The following is a 12,724-nucleotide window of genomic DNA, read 5'->3' as shown; positions in this document are numbered from 1 at the left end:
CTGCGATGCGGAACGACGCGACGAAGCCGGTCTTTGAAACGGGCGTATCCTTGACGTCCCAACCCTCGCGGATCAACATCCCACCGAATTGCAAACGATAATTCTGCAGTGCAGAATAGGGAGAGCAACGCTTTGGTTCGTTACGAGGTCGATGGCGGCGTGGCCGTGCTCACGCTCGCCAACCCGCCGGTTAACGCGCTGGGCGCCGCGCTGCGGGGTGCCCTCGACGCCGCCCTGGCCCGGGCGGAGGCGGACGAATCGGTGCGCGCCGTCGTGCTGGCGGCCGAGGGCAAGGTGTTCGTCGGCGGGGCCGACATCTCGGAATTCGGCAAGCCGCCCCAGGCCCCGAGCCTGCCCGACGTGCTGGAGCGGCTTGATGCCGGGCGGAAGCCGGTGGTGGCGGCGATCGGCGGCGCGGCGCTGGGTGGTGGCCTGGAGCTGGCGATGGCCTGCCATGGCCGGATCGCGGGGCCCACGGCCAAGCTCGGCCTGCCGGAGATCAAGCTCGGGATCATCCCGGGGGCCGGGGGCACCCAGCGCCTGCCGCGGCTGATCGGGCCGGACGCCGCCTTCACGATGATGCTCACCGGCGAGCCGGTGACGGCCGAGACGGCCGCCAGGCTCGGGATCGTCGACGCCGTGGTGCTCGGCGACCTCGTGCCGGCGGCCCGCACCCGCGCCCTGGAACTCGCCGATTCCGGCGCCCTGCCGCGGGTGCGCGACCGGGCGGACCGGCTGACCCCGGAGGCCCGCCAGGCCTTCGAGGCCAAGGCCGCGGAGGCGGTGAAACGCGATCCTGAGGCGACCAACGTCCACGCCCTGGCCCGGGCGGTGCGTGCCAGCCTGGACCCCGACGCGTTCGACGCGGCGGTCGCCGTCGAGCGGGCCGAGTTCCACACGCTGGTGGAGGATCCACGCTCCAAGGCCCTGCGCTACGCCTTCTTCGCCGAGCGCGAGGCCGCCCGGGTGCCGGGCCTGTCGAAGGACACGCCCCGCCGTTCCATCCAGACGGCCGCGGTGATCGGCGCCGGCACGATGGGCGGTGGCATCGCCATGTGCTTCGCCAATGCCGGCATCCCGGCCACCGTGATCGAGACCGAGGCCGGCGCCCTGGAACGCGGCCTCAACCGGGTGAAGGGCCTCTATGCCGGCTCGGCCAAGCGCGGCTCGATCACCGAGGCCCAGCGCGACGAACGGATCGGCCGGATCACCGGGGCGATCGGCCTGGAGAACGCCGGAGAGGCCGACATCGTCATCGAGGCGGCCTTCGAGGACATGGCGGTCAAGCGCGAGATTTTTTCCAAGCTCGACGGCATCGCCAAGGAAGGCGCGATCCTGGCAAGCAACACCTCCTATCTCGATGTCGACGCCATCGCGGCGGTGACCGGCCGGCCGCAGGACGTGCTCGGCCTGCATTTCTTCAGCCCGGCCAACGTCATGCGCCTCGTCGAGGTGGTCCGCGCCGGCAAGACCGCGCCCGACGTGCTCGCCACCGCACTGGATCTGGCCAAGCGCCTCAACAAGCTGCCGGTGACCGTGGGCGTCTGCTTCGGCTTCGTCGGCAACCGCATCCTGGAGCGCCGCAGCCGCGCCGCCGAACGCCTGCTGCTCGAAGGCGCCCTGCCGCACGAAGTCGACGCCGCCGTGACCGGCTTCGGCTTCCGGATGGGCCCCTTCGCCATGAGCGACCTCGCCGGCCTCGATATCGGCTGGCGCTCCCGCAAGGATTTCGGCGGCCGGGCGCCGGTCGCCGACGCGCTGGCCGAGATGGGCCGGTTCGGCCAGAAGACCGGCCGCGGCTTTTTTGTGTATCCGGACGGCGCCCGGACCGGCACGCGCGATCCCGAGGTGGACGCGCTGATCGAGAAGACCGCCGCCGAGCACGGCATCGCGCGCCGCACGTTCAGCCCCGATGAGATCGTGGCGCGGCTGATGTACCCGATGGTCAACGAGGGCGCGCGGATCCTCGAGGAGGGGATCGCCGCCCGGCCCGGCGACATCGATACGATCTGGATCAACGGCTACAACTGGCCGGCCTGGCGCGGCGGCCCGATGCACTGGGCCGACACGGTCGGGCTCAAGCATGTCGCGGAGGCGCTGACGCGCTTCGCCCGGGAGACCGGCGACGACAGTCAGGAGCCAGCGCCGCTGCTGCGCAAGCTGGCGGAATCGGGCGGCACCTTCGCCGCCTGGAAGGCGACGGCCTAATGGCCCCTCGACCGATGAGGGCGCCGTCGCGGGGTCGTTCGTGCGCCGCCCCTTTCCCAGGCGCATGGAGCGTCAGCGGAATGCGACCCGGGACCCAGCACAAGACCACGCGAAGCGTCCTTACAAAGAGATCTGTGCCGCTCCGCGGCGCTCGTCTTGCTTGGTCCCGGATCACCTTCCACTGCGTTTCAGGCGTCGGGAAAGGAGCGCGGTTCATCCGCCCACGGCTGACAAGCTCATGGCGAAGAGCGGTTTTTGGATCACGCTTTGCGCAGCTTACCCGAGCAGAACCATCACATCGACCGACCGCAACGCCGTTTTGAATCCCCGGAGGAGCCCGGCATGACCGACGCGGTGATCGTCTCGACCGCCCGCACGCCGATCGGCAAGGCCCATCGCGGCGCGCTGAACCGCACAGGCGGCGCCGACCTCGCGGGCGAGGCGATCCGGGGCGCCCTGGACCGGGCCGGGCTCGAGCCGGAAGCCGTGGAAGAGGTAGTGCTCGGCTGCGGCTATCCGGAGAACGCCACCGGCGGCAACGTCGCCCGCCACGCCGCCCTGGTGGCGGGGATCCCGGTGGAGTCGGCCGGCGTCACGGTCTCGCGCTTCTGCGCCTCGGGGCTTGAGGCGATCGCCAGCGCGGCCCGGCGGATCATCCTCGACGGCGTGCCGGTTGCGGTGGCGGGCGGGGTCGAGTCGATCAGCCTGGTTCAGCCGAAGGTGCAGCGGGAGCTGACCCGCAACGTCTGGTTGGAGGCGCACCTGCCGGCGATCTACATGCCGATGATCGAGACCGCCGACATCGTCGCCGAGCGCTATCGGATTTCCCGGGAGGCGCAGGACGCCTTCGCGCTGGAGAGCCAGCGCCTCACCGCCGCCGCGCAGGCGCGGGGCCTGTTCGACGACGAGATCGTCCCGATGAGCGCCGTGATGGCGGTGACCGACAAGGCCACCGGCGCGACCCGGGAGGTCGAGACCCGGCTCGCCAAGGACGAGGGCAACCGGCCCGACACGACGCTCGAAGGCTTGGCGAAGCTCAAGCCCGTGCGCGGGGAGGGCGCCTTCATCACCGCCGGCAATGCCAGCCAGCTCTCGGACGGCGCCGCCGCCAGCGTGCTGATGTCGGCTACCGAGGCCGCCCGGAGAGGCCTGACGCCGCTGGGCACCTTCCGGGGCTTCGCCTCCGCTGGCTGCGGGCCGGACGAGATGGGCATCGGCCCGGTCTTCGCGGTGCCGCGCCTGCTGGAGCGGCAGGGGCTCACGGTCGCCGACATCGACCTCTGGGAGCTGAACGAGGCCTTTGCGTCCCAGTCGGTCTATTGCCGGGACAGGCTCGGGATCGATCCGGAGAAGGTCAACGTCAACGGCGGCGCCATCGCGGTCGGCCATCCGTTCGGCATGTCGGGGGCGCGGCTCGTGGGCCACGCCCTGCTGGAAGGCCGCCGCCGCGGGGCGCGCTACGCCGTGGTGACCATGTGCGTGGCCGGCGGCCAGGGCTGCGCCGGCCTGTTCGAGATCGGAGGCTGACGATGGATCTGCGCTTTACGCCGGACGAGATCGCGTTCCGCGACGAAGTCCGCAGCTTCTGCCGGACGGAGATCCCGGCTGACATACGAAAGAAGGTGTCGGAGGGGCGCAGCCTCGCCAAGGAGGACATCGTCGCCAGCCAGCGGATCCTCAACGCCAAGGGCTGGGCGGTGCCGCACTGGCCGCAGGAATGGGGCGGCCGGGATTGGACGCCGATCCAGCGCTACATCTACACCGAGGAGCTGTTCCAGGCGGCGGTGCCGCTGCCGCAGCAATTCAACTGCTACATGTTCGGCCCCGTGCTCGCGACCTTCGGCCGGCAGGACCAGAAGGAACGCTTCCTGCCGCGTGCGGCCAATCTCGACGATTGGTGGTGCCAGGGCTTCTCCGAGCCCGGCGCCGGCTCGGATCTGGCCTCCCTGAAGACCAAGGCCGTGCGCGACGGCGACCACTTCATCGTGGACGGCCAGAAGACCTGGACGACGCTGGGCCAGCACGCCGACTGGATTTTTTGTCTCGTGCGCACCGACTTCGAGGTGAAGAAGCAGCGGGGCATCTCCTTCCTGCTGATCGACATGAAGACCCCGGGCATCACCGTGCGGCCGATCCTCACCCTGGAGGGCCGCCACGAGGTCAACGAGGTGTTTTTCGACGCCGTGCGGGTGCCGGTCGAGAACCTCGTGGGCGAGGAGAACCGGGGCTGGGACTACGCAAAATTCCTGCTCGCCAACGAGCGCACCGGCATCGCCCGGATCGGCCTCACCAAGGAGCGGATCGCCCGGATCAAGCGCCTCGCCAAGGAGATGCCGGCGGGCTCCGGGACCATGTGGGACGATCGCGACTTTCGCGGCCGGGTGGCGGAGGTCGAGGTCGAATTGAAGGCCCTGGAGATCACCCAGATGCGGGTGGCGGCCAAGCAGGGCCGGGCGGATTCGGTGGAGCCCGACCCCGCCTCCTCGCTCCTCAAGATCCGCGGCTCGCAGCTCCAGCAGGCGGCGACCGAGTTGCTGGTCGCGCTCGCCGGCCCGTTCGCCCGGGCGGCGCCGGCCCGCGGGGCCGGAGCCAACAACCTGCCCGGCGGCTTCGACTGGGTCGATGCGGCGGCGCCGAGCTACTTCAACAACCGCAAGGTCTCGATCTACGGCGGCTCCAACGAGATCCAGCACAACGTCATCGCCAAGGGGATTTTGGGGCTGTGAGTCGGGGCGGGCCGCCAGCCGCCCCAGCCGATCCCACCCACCGCTTTGAGGCTATCGTATTCCCAGATCGGGGCTTCTCGGTCGCAAGTCTTTAAAACACAACGCATTTCCCCTCCCCCTTGTGGGGAGGGGTCAGGGTGGGGGTGGTGCAGAAGGCACCGTCACGCCCGGTCCTGCACCACCCCCACCTCCCACTCCTCCCCACAAGGGGGAGGAGAGCGCGTCGCGCCTCACATGAATCGATGTGGGAACATCGTGGCCCGCAGAGGGGAGGGGACGATCGAGGAGCCAGACATGGATTTCGACCTGAACGAGGACCAGTCGCTCCTGCGCGACAGCGTCGAGCGGCTGGCGGCGGACCTGTACCCGTCGCTGGAGGGCCGGCAGGCGCGGCTGACAGCGCCGCTGGGCTTCCCCGAGGCGGGCTGGGCGGCGTTCGCCGAGCTCGGCGTCACCGGCCTGCCCTTCTCGGAAGCCGAGGGCGGGCTCGCCGGCGGCCCGGTGGAGACCATGCTGGTCATGGAGGCGGTGGGGCGCAACCTCGTGGTCGAGCCGCTGTTCGCGAGCCTGGTGCTCGGCGCGACGGCGCTCCGGCTCGGCGGGAGCCCGGCGCAGAAAGAGACGCTCCTGCCCGGTGTCATCGACGGCAGCCTGCGGCTCACCCTGGCCCATACCGAGCGCCAATCGCGCTACGACTTGGAGGATGTCGCCACGGTGGCCCGGCGCTCCGGCGAAAAGTTCGTGCTGAGCGGGGCCAAGAGCGTCGTGCCCAATGCCGACGCGGCCGGGCTGATGGTGGTCTCGGCTCGGGTCTCCGGGGAGCGGCGCGACCCGCACGGGATCGGGCTGTTCCTGGTGCCGGCCGACGCCGCGGGGGTGGCGATCGAGGCCTACCCGACCCAGGATGGCGGCCGGGCCGCGGAGGTGTCGTTCTCGGAGGTCACGCTGCCGGCCGACGCGGCGCTGGGCGACCCCGAGGGGGGCCTGCCCCTGCTTGAGCGGATAATCGAGCACGGGATCGCGGCGCTGGCCGCCGAGGCGGTGGGCTCCATGGACGCGCTTCACAAGCTGACGGTGGAATATCTCAAGACCCGCACGCAGTTCGGGGTCAGCGTCGGCTCGTTCCAGGCGCTGCAGCACCGGGCCGTGGACATGCTGATCCAGCTGGAGCAGGCGCGCTCGATGGCGCTCTACGCCGCCATGATGGTGGAGGCGGAGGATTCCGGGGCGCGCGCGGCGGCGCTGGCGGCTGTGAAGGTGCAGATCAACAAGGCCTGCCGGTTCGTCGGCCAGGAGGCGGTGCAGCTCCACGGCGGCATCGGCATGACGCTCGAATATCTCGGCGCCCACCACTTCAAGCGGCTCGCCATGATCGAATACCAGCTCGGCGACACCGCCCACCACCTGCGCCGGATCACACAAGGGGAGAACGGCCTGCTGGCGGCGTGAGGGGCTTTTTTGGCCTTACCCCATCCCGCCCAACCCATCATCCTGTGGTGCGCGCGCAGCGAGCCTCGAAGGAGCCTTCCAGGGATCGTGCAGCTGGCTAGAGCCCTCCTTCGAGGATGGAGCGCGACAAGCCCCCTCTCCCGTGCGGGCTAGCGGATTCACAGATCGAGATTGCCCTGTCGCAAGCCTCTGAAACACCACGCATTTCCCCTCCCCCTTGCGGGGAGGGGTCAGGGGTGGGGGTGGTGCAGGATCGAACGGCACGGTGCCTTCTGCACCACCCCCACCTCCAACGCCTCCCCGCAAGGGGGAGGAGAGCGCGTCGCGCCTTCCACCAGCCGATGTGTGAACATCTCAGCCCGTGCGGGAGAGGGGACCCGCGCCTCGTCCTGGCGTTGCAAGCCCGTCTGTCAATCGAAAGACCAGAGCCTGTCAGAATGGGTTGGATGAAGGGAGCAAAAAATCAGTTGAACAGCGAACCCACGCCGCCCTGCACGCGGCCGAGGCCGGCGCGGGCGACGGCGTTGTTGGGTTCGATCACGGCGGCGCGCTGGTAGTTCTCGAGCGCCTCCTTGCGCTGGCCCGACTTCTCGTAGGCCAGGCCCCGATAGGCCCAGGAGGTGGCGTCCTTGTTGTTGACGTTGAGCGCCGCGTTGTAGTCCTCGATCGCCTTCGGGTACTGGTTGGTGGCGATCAGGCTCTGGCCGCGGGCCGCGTAGGGCGCGGACACGAACGGGTTGCGGTCGATGGCGGCGTCGAAATCGGCGATCGCCTGGGTGTCCTGACCCTGCTTCTGCCGCACCAGGCCACGGGCGTGGTAGGCCTCGGCCGATTCGGGCATCAGCCGGATCGCGACGTTGAGGTCGGCGAGCGCCTGGTCGAGATTGCCCTGGGCGCGCTCGACATTGGCGCGGCCGATATAGGCCGGGCCGTAATTCGGATCGATGCCGATCGCCTTGGTGAAGTCCTGCAGGGCGGCGGCGTCGCGGCCGACCTGGCGCTCGGCGAGCGCGCGGTTGTTGTAGGCCGAGCCCGAATTCGGGTCGATCTGGATCGCCTTGGTGAAGTCCGCGATGGCGTCGTTGAACTGGCCGGCCCGGGCATAGGCGGCGCCGCGGGTGTTGTAGGCGGCGGCGTCGTTCGGGTTGCGCTGGATCACCTCGGTCAGCGAGGCGATGTTGACGGTGGTGGCGCCCGTGGTGTCGGTCTCCACCACCGCGTATTGCCGCGGGCCGGCGGCGCTTCCGACGGTCTCGCAGCCCGCAAGCGCCGCGGCCGAGAGCGTGGCCGCGCCGATCAGCGCGATCTTGTGTGCCAGCCCGTTGCGTACGATCATCGCCCCACTCTCCCCGGGGCGCGACCCGCATCCCGCGTGCCCACCCCGCCCCCGAATCTTGTCTGTCGCCCGGCTTACGCCGCGCCCCCTCGTCTCCGGGGCACCGTCGCGCATCGCGGTGAATGCCGGCTTAAGGATACGCGGTCCCGCGACCGGTCACGCCGTGGTGGAAGCTTCGGGATGTGGCGAAGGTATGGCTCGCGGACGCGCGCAGGCCGTGTCGCGGCCTCCGGCGCGCGTGCGGCCGGTCCGGTGTGTTCCCGAAGCCGCAGAACCGGGCCCGGTCAGGCCTCCGGCACGCGCCCCAGCCGGGTGACGTGGCCCATCTTGCGGCCGGGCCGGGCCTCGCCCTTGCCGTAGAGGTGCAGGTGGGCGCCGGGCTCGGCCAGCAGGGCGGACCAGTCGTCCGCCTGGGCGCCGATCAGGTTGCGCATCTCCACCGGCAGCCCGCCGACCCGGGCCGAATCGCCGAGCGGCCAGCCGCACACCGCCCGGACATGCTGGGCGAATTGCGAGGTCGTCGCCCCCTCGATGGTCCAATGCCCGGAATTGTGGACCCGCGGCGCGATCTCGTTGACGACGAGGCGCTCGGCACCGTCCTCGCGCACCAGGAACATCTCGACGGCCAGCACGCCGACATAGTCCAGCGCATCGGCGATCCGCCGGGCGATGTCGAGGGCGGCGCGGGCGGTCTCGGGGGTGAGGCCGGGGGCCGGCACCCGGGTCAGGGCCAGGATGTGGTCGCGGTGCTCGTTCTCGCACAGGTCGAAGGCCGCGAAGCCGCCGTCGCGGCCGCGGGCGGCCACCACCGAGACCTCGCGCTCGAACGGCACGAAGCCCTCCAGGATCAGCGGCGCGCCGCCGAACTCGGCAAACAGCGCGTTGCGGTCGCCCTCGGCGCGCTCGCGCAGGATGCGCTGGCCCTTGCCGTCGTAGCCGAACCGGCGGGTCTTGAGCACCGCCGGCAAGCCGAGCGCCGCGATCGCCGGGTCGAGGTCGTCGGGCGTGTCCACCGCCTGGAACGGCGCGGTCGGGATGCCGAGCCGGTTGATGAATTCTTTTTCCGTCAGGCGGTCCTGGGTGGTGGCGAGCGCCTCGGCGTTCGGATGCAGGGCGGCGTGCCGGGCGAGGATGTCGGCGGTGGCGCGGGGGATGTTCTCGAACTCGTAGGTCACCGCGTCGACGCTCTGCGCGAAGGCGGCCAGCGCCTCGGCATCGTCGTAGGCCGCGCAGGTGGTGCGGGCGGCGACGTCGAAGGCCGGGCTGTCCCGGTCGGGCGCATAGACATGCACCTTCAGCCCGTAATTGGCCGCAGCGAGCGCGATCATGCGCCCGAGCTGGCCACCGCCGACGATGCCGAGGGTGGAGCCGGGCTTCAAAGCTGTGTCCGTCACGAAGGTGTGTCCGTCTCCGGCCGTTCGGCCACCGATGCGGTCTGGGCCGCGCGCCAGGCCTCCAGGCGTTCCGCCAGGCCCGCGTCGGCGAGCGCCAGCACCGCGGCGGCGAGCAGGGCCGCGTTGACCGCCCCGGCCCGGCCGATCGCCAGGGTCCCCACCGGGATGCCGGCCGGCATCTGGACGATCGAGAGCAGGCTGTCCTGGCCGGACAGGGCCTTGGATTCCACCGGCACGCCGAAGACCGGCAGGCGGGTCATCGCGGCGGCCATGCCGGGCAGGTGCGCGGCCCCGCCGGCGCCGGCGATCACGACCTTGAACCCGGCCGCGACCGCGCCTTTGGCGAAGGCCACGAGCCGGTCGGGGGTGCGGTGGGCCGAGACGATGCGCGCGTCGTACGGCACGCCGAGCGCGTCGAGCGTCTCTGCGGCGTGCCGCATGGTCGCCCAGTCGGACTGACTGCCCATGATGATCGCAACCGGAGGCGACGCCATCGTTGATCCCGGCAAAAGAGGCCGCTTACAGGCGGGGCGGGCCGGCGGCAAGGCGTCGCGCCGGAGCGTCCACCGGCATCGACGGATAGTCCCGAAAGATGGTTTCCGGCTTTCGGGACGATCCGCTTACGCGATGATGTCCGGGGTGAGCGCGTCCTCGATATGGTAGATCCGGTCGCGCAGGGTCAGCTTGCGCTTCTTCAGGCGCTGGATCTGGAGCTGGTCCCCGGCGACGCTGCGCTCCAGCGCCTCGATGGCACCGTCGAGCCCCCGGTGCTCCTCGCGCAGCCGATTCAGCTCGGCTTCGAGATCCGCCGGCTGCACGTTTTCGTTCGACTCGTCCGCCATCGTCACCCGCGGTATCGAAGACCGTTCCGTGTCGAAGAGCATGCGTTACACCCCGCCGCGGGACAAGCCGGCCCGGTAAGCATTCGTCAGGCTTGGCCGGAGAAAAGGCTTCGACAGGTGTGGCATCCTGTGCCAGTCTCCATGTGTCGGAACAATGACAGGAGATTCGACTCATGTCGCTGCAGACGCATTTGAGCCAACTCGCCCGGAAGCACGAAGCCCTCGAGCGTGAGATTCACGAGGCGATCCACAGGCCTTCTGCAAACGACCTCCACATTGCCGAATTGAAGCGACGGAAACTTCTCCTCAAGGACGAAATCAAACGGCTGCAGGCCGGCAACGATACGTTGCACTGAGCCGCGCCTGACTGTCCCTCCCGGACGTAAGTGCACGACGAGAACCGCCGCACCGGTCCGCCCGGTGCGGCGGTTTTTTCCGGGTGACGACCGTGCTCTCCCGACCCTGCCCCTCATCCTAAGGCGCCCGCGTCAGCGGGCCTCGAAGGAGTCCTCCAGAGGCCCCTGCGATCCCTGGAGCCCTCCTTCGAGGCCGCTGCGCGGCACCTTAGGATGAGGGGGGTTGGTGGGAGAGGCGGTTTCTTGGTCAGGCCGTGTCTCAAACGATCCGTCTGCTCACATCATCCTCACCGTCCGCTCGCGCGCAAGAAACCAGAATCGGCTAATCTCCCCGGGATGCCGCCGAAGAGCGGCCCCCGAGGACTCGCCGCGCCGATGACCACCGCCAGCCTGCCGGGCCGCTATCCCGAGATCTACGACGCGGCGCGCCGCGACCCGGAGGCGTTCTGGCTGGAGGCGGCCGGGGCGCTCGACTGGGCGCAGGAGCCGGCGCAGGCCTTCGCCCCCAAATCCGGCCCCTATGGCCGCTGGTTCCCGGATGGGACGCTCAACGCCTGCCACAACGCGGTGGACCGGCACGCCGAGGGGGCGCGGGCCGAGCAGGCGGCGATCCTGTACGATTCCCCCGTCACCGGGACGAAGCGCAGCAGCGGCTACCGGGAGTTGCGCGATTCGGTGACGGCGCTCGCCGCCGTGCTGGCCGAGCTCGGTGTCGGCAAGGGCGACCGGGTCGTGCTGTACATGCCGATGGTGCCCGAGGCCCTGTTCGGCATGCTGGCCTGCGCCCGGCTCGGGGCCGTGCACTCGGTGGTGTTCGGCGGCTTCGCGGCCAACGAGCTGGCGGTGCGGATCGAGGATGCCGCCCCGAAGGTGGTGCTGGCCGCCTCCTGCGGCCTCGAGCCGAACCGGGTGGTCGCCTACAAGCCGCTGCTGGACCTCGCGATCGCCACCTCCCGGCACAAGCCGGAGGCCTGCCTGATCCTGCAGCGGCCCCAATGCGCCGCGAGCCTGGTCGCCGGGCGCGACCACGACTGGGCGGAAACCGTCGCGGCCGCCGAGGCGGCGGGCAAGCAGGCCGCCTGCGTGGCCATGGCCGCCACCGACCCGCTCTACGTCCTCTACACCTCCGGCACGACCGGCAAGCCCAAGGGCGTGGTCCGGGATACCGGCGGCTACCTCGTGGCGCTGGCCTGGTCGATGCCCAACCTCTACGGCGTCCAGCCCGGCGAGACCTATTTCTGCGCCTCCGATATCGGCTGGGTGGTCGGCCATTCCTACATCGTCTACGCGCCGCTGCTGCACGGCTGCACCACGGTCCTGTACGAGGGCAAGCCGGTGGGCACGCCGGATGCCGGGGCGTTCTGGCGGGTGGTCGCCGAGCACGGCGTCGTCTGCCTGTTCACGGCGCCGACGGCCCTGCGCGCGATCAAGAAGGAGGATCCGTCCGGGTCGCTGATCGGCGACTACGACCTCTCGGTGTTCCGCAGCCTGTTCCTGGCCGGGGAGCGGGCGGACCCGGATTCGGTCGCCTGGGCCGAGCGGGTGCTCGGCCGGCCGGTGATCGACCATTGGTGGCAGACCGAGACCGGCTGGCCGATCGCCGGCAATCCGCTGGGCCTCGGCCTCCTGGCGGTCAAGCACGGCAGCACCTGCGTGCCGATGCCGGGCTACACGGTCGCGGTCCTGGACGAGGGCGGCAAGCCGGTTCCGCCCGGCACGATGGGCACCATCGCGATCCGCCTGCCCCTGCCGCCCGGCTGCCTGCCGACCCTCTGGGGCTCGGACGCGCGGATGCACTCGAGCTACCTCGCCACCTTCCCGGGCTATTACGACACCTCGGATGCCGGGGTGATCGACGCCGACGGCTACATCACCGTGCTGGGGCGGACCGACGACATCATCAACGTCGCGGGCCATCGCCTGTCCACCGGCGGCATGGAGGCGGTGCTGGCCGGCCATCCGGATGTCGCGGAATGCGCGGTGATCGGCATCCGGGACGCGCTCAAGGGCGAGGTGCCCTGCGGCTTCGTGGTACTCAAAGCCCGGGTCGACCGCGCCCCCGCGGACATCGAGCGCGAGCTCGTCGCCAAGGTCCGTGACGAGATCGGCCCGGTGGCGGCGTTCAAGCTCGCGCTGACCGTCCAGCGGCTGCCGAAAACCCGCTCCGGCAAGATCCTGCGCGCCACCATGAAGCGCATCGCCGACCACGAGCCCTGGACCATGCCGGCGACCATCGACGACGCCGCTGTGCTCGACGAGATCGACGCCAGCCTGAAGGGGCGGGGGATCGGCGCGGACTGAGCGCGGGGACTTAGGGGTTTCCAAAGGGCGCGAAGCCCTTTGGTAGGGTTCGGGGCGCACAGCCCCGATCTCGGGCGAAGCCCGACACCAGGGCTCTGCCCTGGACCCGCAA

At 70.4% G+C, this 12,724-nt stretch carries 10 protein-coding genes; 6 read left to right on the top strand and 4 right to left on the bottom strand.

Going from position 1 to position 12,724, the window contains the following annotated elements; translation table 11 throughout:
• Window positions 1–132 precede the first annotated feature (132 nt).
• The 4 genes from AO398_RS03630 (at window position 133) to AO398_RS03615 (ending at window position 6,383) form a co-directional block, all read left to right on the top strand.
• On the top strand, window positions 133–2,208 hold the full coding sequence (locus tag AO398_RS03630) for a 3-hydroxyacyl-CoA dehydrogenase NAD-binding domain-containing protein (protein ID WP_058190678.1): 2,076 nt from the start codon (window positions 133–135) through the stop codon (window positions 2,206–2,208).
• 342 nt (window positions 2,209–2,550) lie between these two features.
• Complete coding sequence (locus AO398_RS03625; RefSeq protein WP_058190677.1) at window positions 2,551–3,735, top strand: acetyl-CoA C-acyltransferase; 1,185 nt, start codon at window positions 2,551–2,553, stop codon at window positions 3,733–3,735.
• 2 nt (window positions 3,736–3,737) lie between these two features.
• Window positions 3,738–4,934 (top strand): acyl-CoA dehydrogenase family protein, encoded by a 1,197-nt coding sequence (locus AO398_RS03620; RefSeq protein ID WP_058190676.1) that lies wholly within the window; start codon window positions 3,738–3,740, stop codon window positions 4,932–4,934.
• A gap of 294 nt (window positions 4,935–5,228) precedes the next feature.
• Window positions 5,229–6,383 carry an acyl-CoA dehydrogenase gene (locus tag AO398_RS03615; RefSeq protein WP_058190675.1) on the top strand — a complete coding sequence of 385 codons (1,155 nt, stop codon included), beginning with the start codon at window positions 5,229–5,231 and terminating at the stop codon, window positions 6,381–6,383.
• Window positions 6,384–6,846: 463 nt separating this feature from the next.
• Here AO398_RS03615 and AO398_RS03610 read toward each other — a convergent pair whose 3' ends face one another.
• The 4 genes from AO398_RS03610 to AO398_RS03595 all read right to left on the bottom strand — a co-directional run bounded on the left by AO398_RS03610 (window position 6,847) and on the right by AO398_RS03595 (window position 9,997).
• Window positions 6,847–7,719 carry a tetratricopeptide repeat protein gene (locus AO398_RS03610; protein ID WP_058190674.1) on the bottom strand — a complete coding sequence of 291 codons (873 nt, stop codon included), beginning with the start codon at window positions 7,717–7,719 and terminating at the stop codon, window positions 6,847–6,849.
• Between the two features lie 284 nt (window positions 7,720–8,003).
• A complete protein-coding gene (locus tag AO398_RS03605) occupies window positions 8,004–9,113 on the bottom strand; it encodes a 5-(carboxyamino)imidazole ribonucleotide synthase (RefSeq protein ID WP_058190673.1) in 1,110 nt (369 codons plus the stop codon).
• A complete protein-coding gene (gene purE / locus AO398_RS03600; RefSeq protein ID WP_058190672.1) occupies window positions 9,110–9,607 on the bottom strand; it encodes a 5-(carboxyamino)imidazole ribonucleotide mutase in 498 nt (165 codons plus the stop codon). Before purE ends, AO398_RS03605 begins: the two co-directional genes overlap by 4 nt.
• A gap of 126 nt (window positions 9,608–9,733) precedes the next feature.
• A complete protein-coding gene (locus tag AO398_RS03595) occupies window positions 9,734–9,997 on the bottom strand; it encodes a DUF465 domain-containing protein (RefSeq protein WP_152997395.1) in 264 nt (87 codons plus the stop codon).
• Window positions 9,998–10,128: 131 nt separating this feature from the next.
• Between AO398_RS03595 and AO398_RS03590 the strand changes: the two genes are divergently transcribed.
• Both AO398_RS03590 and AO398_RS03585 read left to right on the top strand, forming a co-directional pair.
• The gene (locus AO398_RS03590) at window positions 10,129–10,311 is read left to right on the top strand and encodes a DUF465 domain-containing protein (RefSeq protein WP_058190671.1); all 183 of its coding nucleotides are present in this window, start codon (window positions 10,129–10,131) and stop codon (window positions 10,309–10,311) included.
• Between the two features lie 375 nt (window positions 10,312–10,686).
• Window positions 10,687–12,612, top strand: a complete 1,926-nt coding sequence (locus AO398_RS03585; RefSeq protein ID WP_058190670.1) for a propionyl-CoA synthetase — start codon at window positions 10,687–10,689, stop codon at window positions 12,610–12,612.
• The last annotated feature ends 112 nt before the right edge of the window (window positions 12,613–12,724 follow it).

This window comes from Methylobacterium sp. GXS13, from assembly GCF_001455965.1.
Taxonomy (GTDB): Bacteria; Pseudomonadota; Alphaproteobacteria; order Rhizobiales; family Beijerinckiaceae; genus Methylobacterium.
This window is presented reverse-complemented; position numbering and strand designations above follow the sequence as displayed.

What these genes read in the sequence shown, in the direction of transcription:
- AO398_RS03610 (WP_058190674.1), bottom strand. Translation starts at nt 7,719, where the DNA reads ATGATCGTACGCAACGGGCTGGCACACAAGATCGCGCTGATCGGCGCG.
- AO398_RS03615 (WP_058190675.1), top strand. Translation starts at nt 5,229, where the DNA reads ATGGATTTCGACCTGAACGAGGACCAGTCGCTCCTGCGCGACAGCGTC.
- AO398_RS03625 (WP_058190677.1), top strand. Translation starts at nt 2,551, where the DNA reads ATGACCGACGCGGTGATCGTCTCGACCGCCCGCACGCCGATCGGCAAG.
- AO398_RS03595 (WP_152997395.1), bottom strand. Translation starts at nt 9,997, where the DNA reads ATGCTCTTCGACACGGAACGGTCTTCGATACCGCGGGTGACGATGGCG.
- purE (WP_058190672.1), bottom strand. Translation starts at nt 9,607, where the DNA reads ATGGCGTCGCCTCCGGTTGCGATCATCATGGGCAGTCAGTCCGACTGG.
- AO398_RS03620 (WP_058190676.1), top strand. Translation starts at nt 3,738, where the DNA reads ATGGATCTGCGCTTTACGCCGGACGAGATCGCGTTCCGCGACGAAGTC.
- AO398_RS03590 (WP_058190671.1), top strand. Translation starts at nt 10,129, where the DNA reads ATGTCGCTGCAGACGCATTTGAGCCAACTCGCCCGGAAGCACGAAGCC.
- AO398_RS03585 (WP_058190670.1), top strand. Translation starts at nt 10,687, where the DNA reads ATGACCACCGCCAGCCTGCCGGGCCGCTATCCCGAGATCTACGACGCG.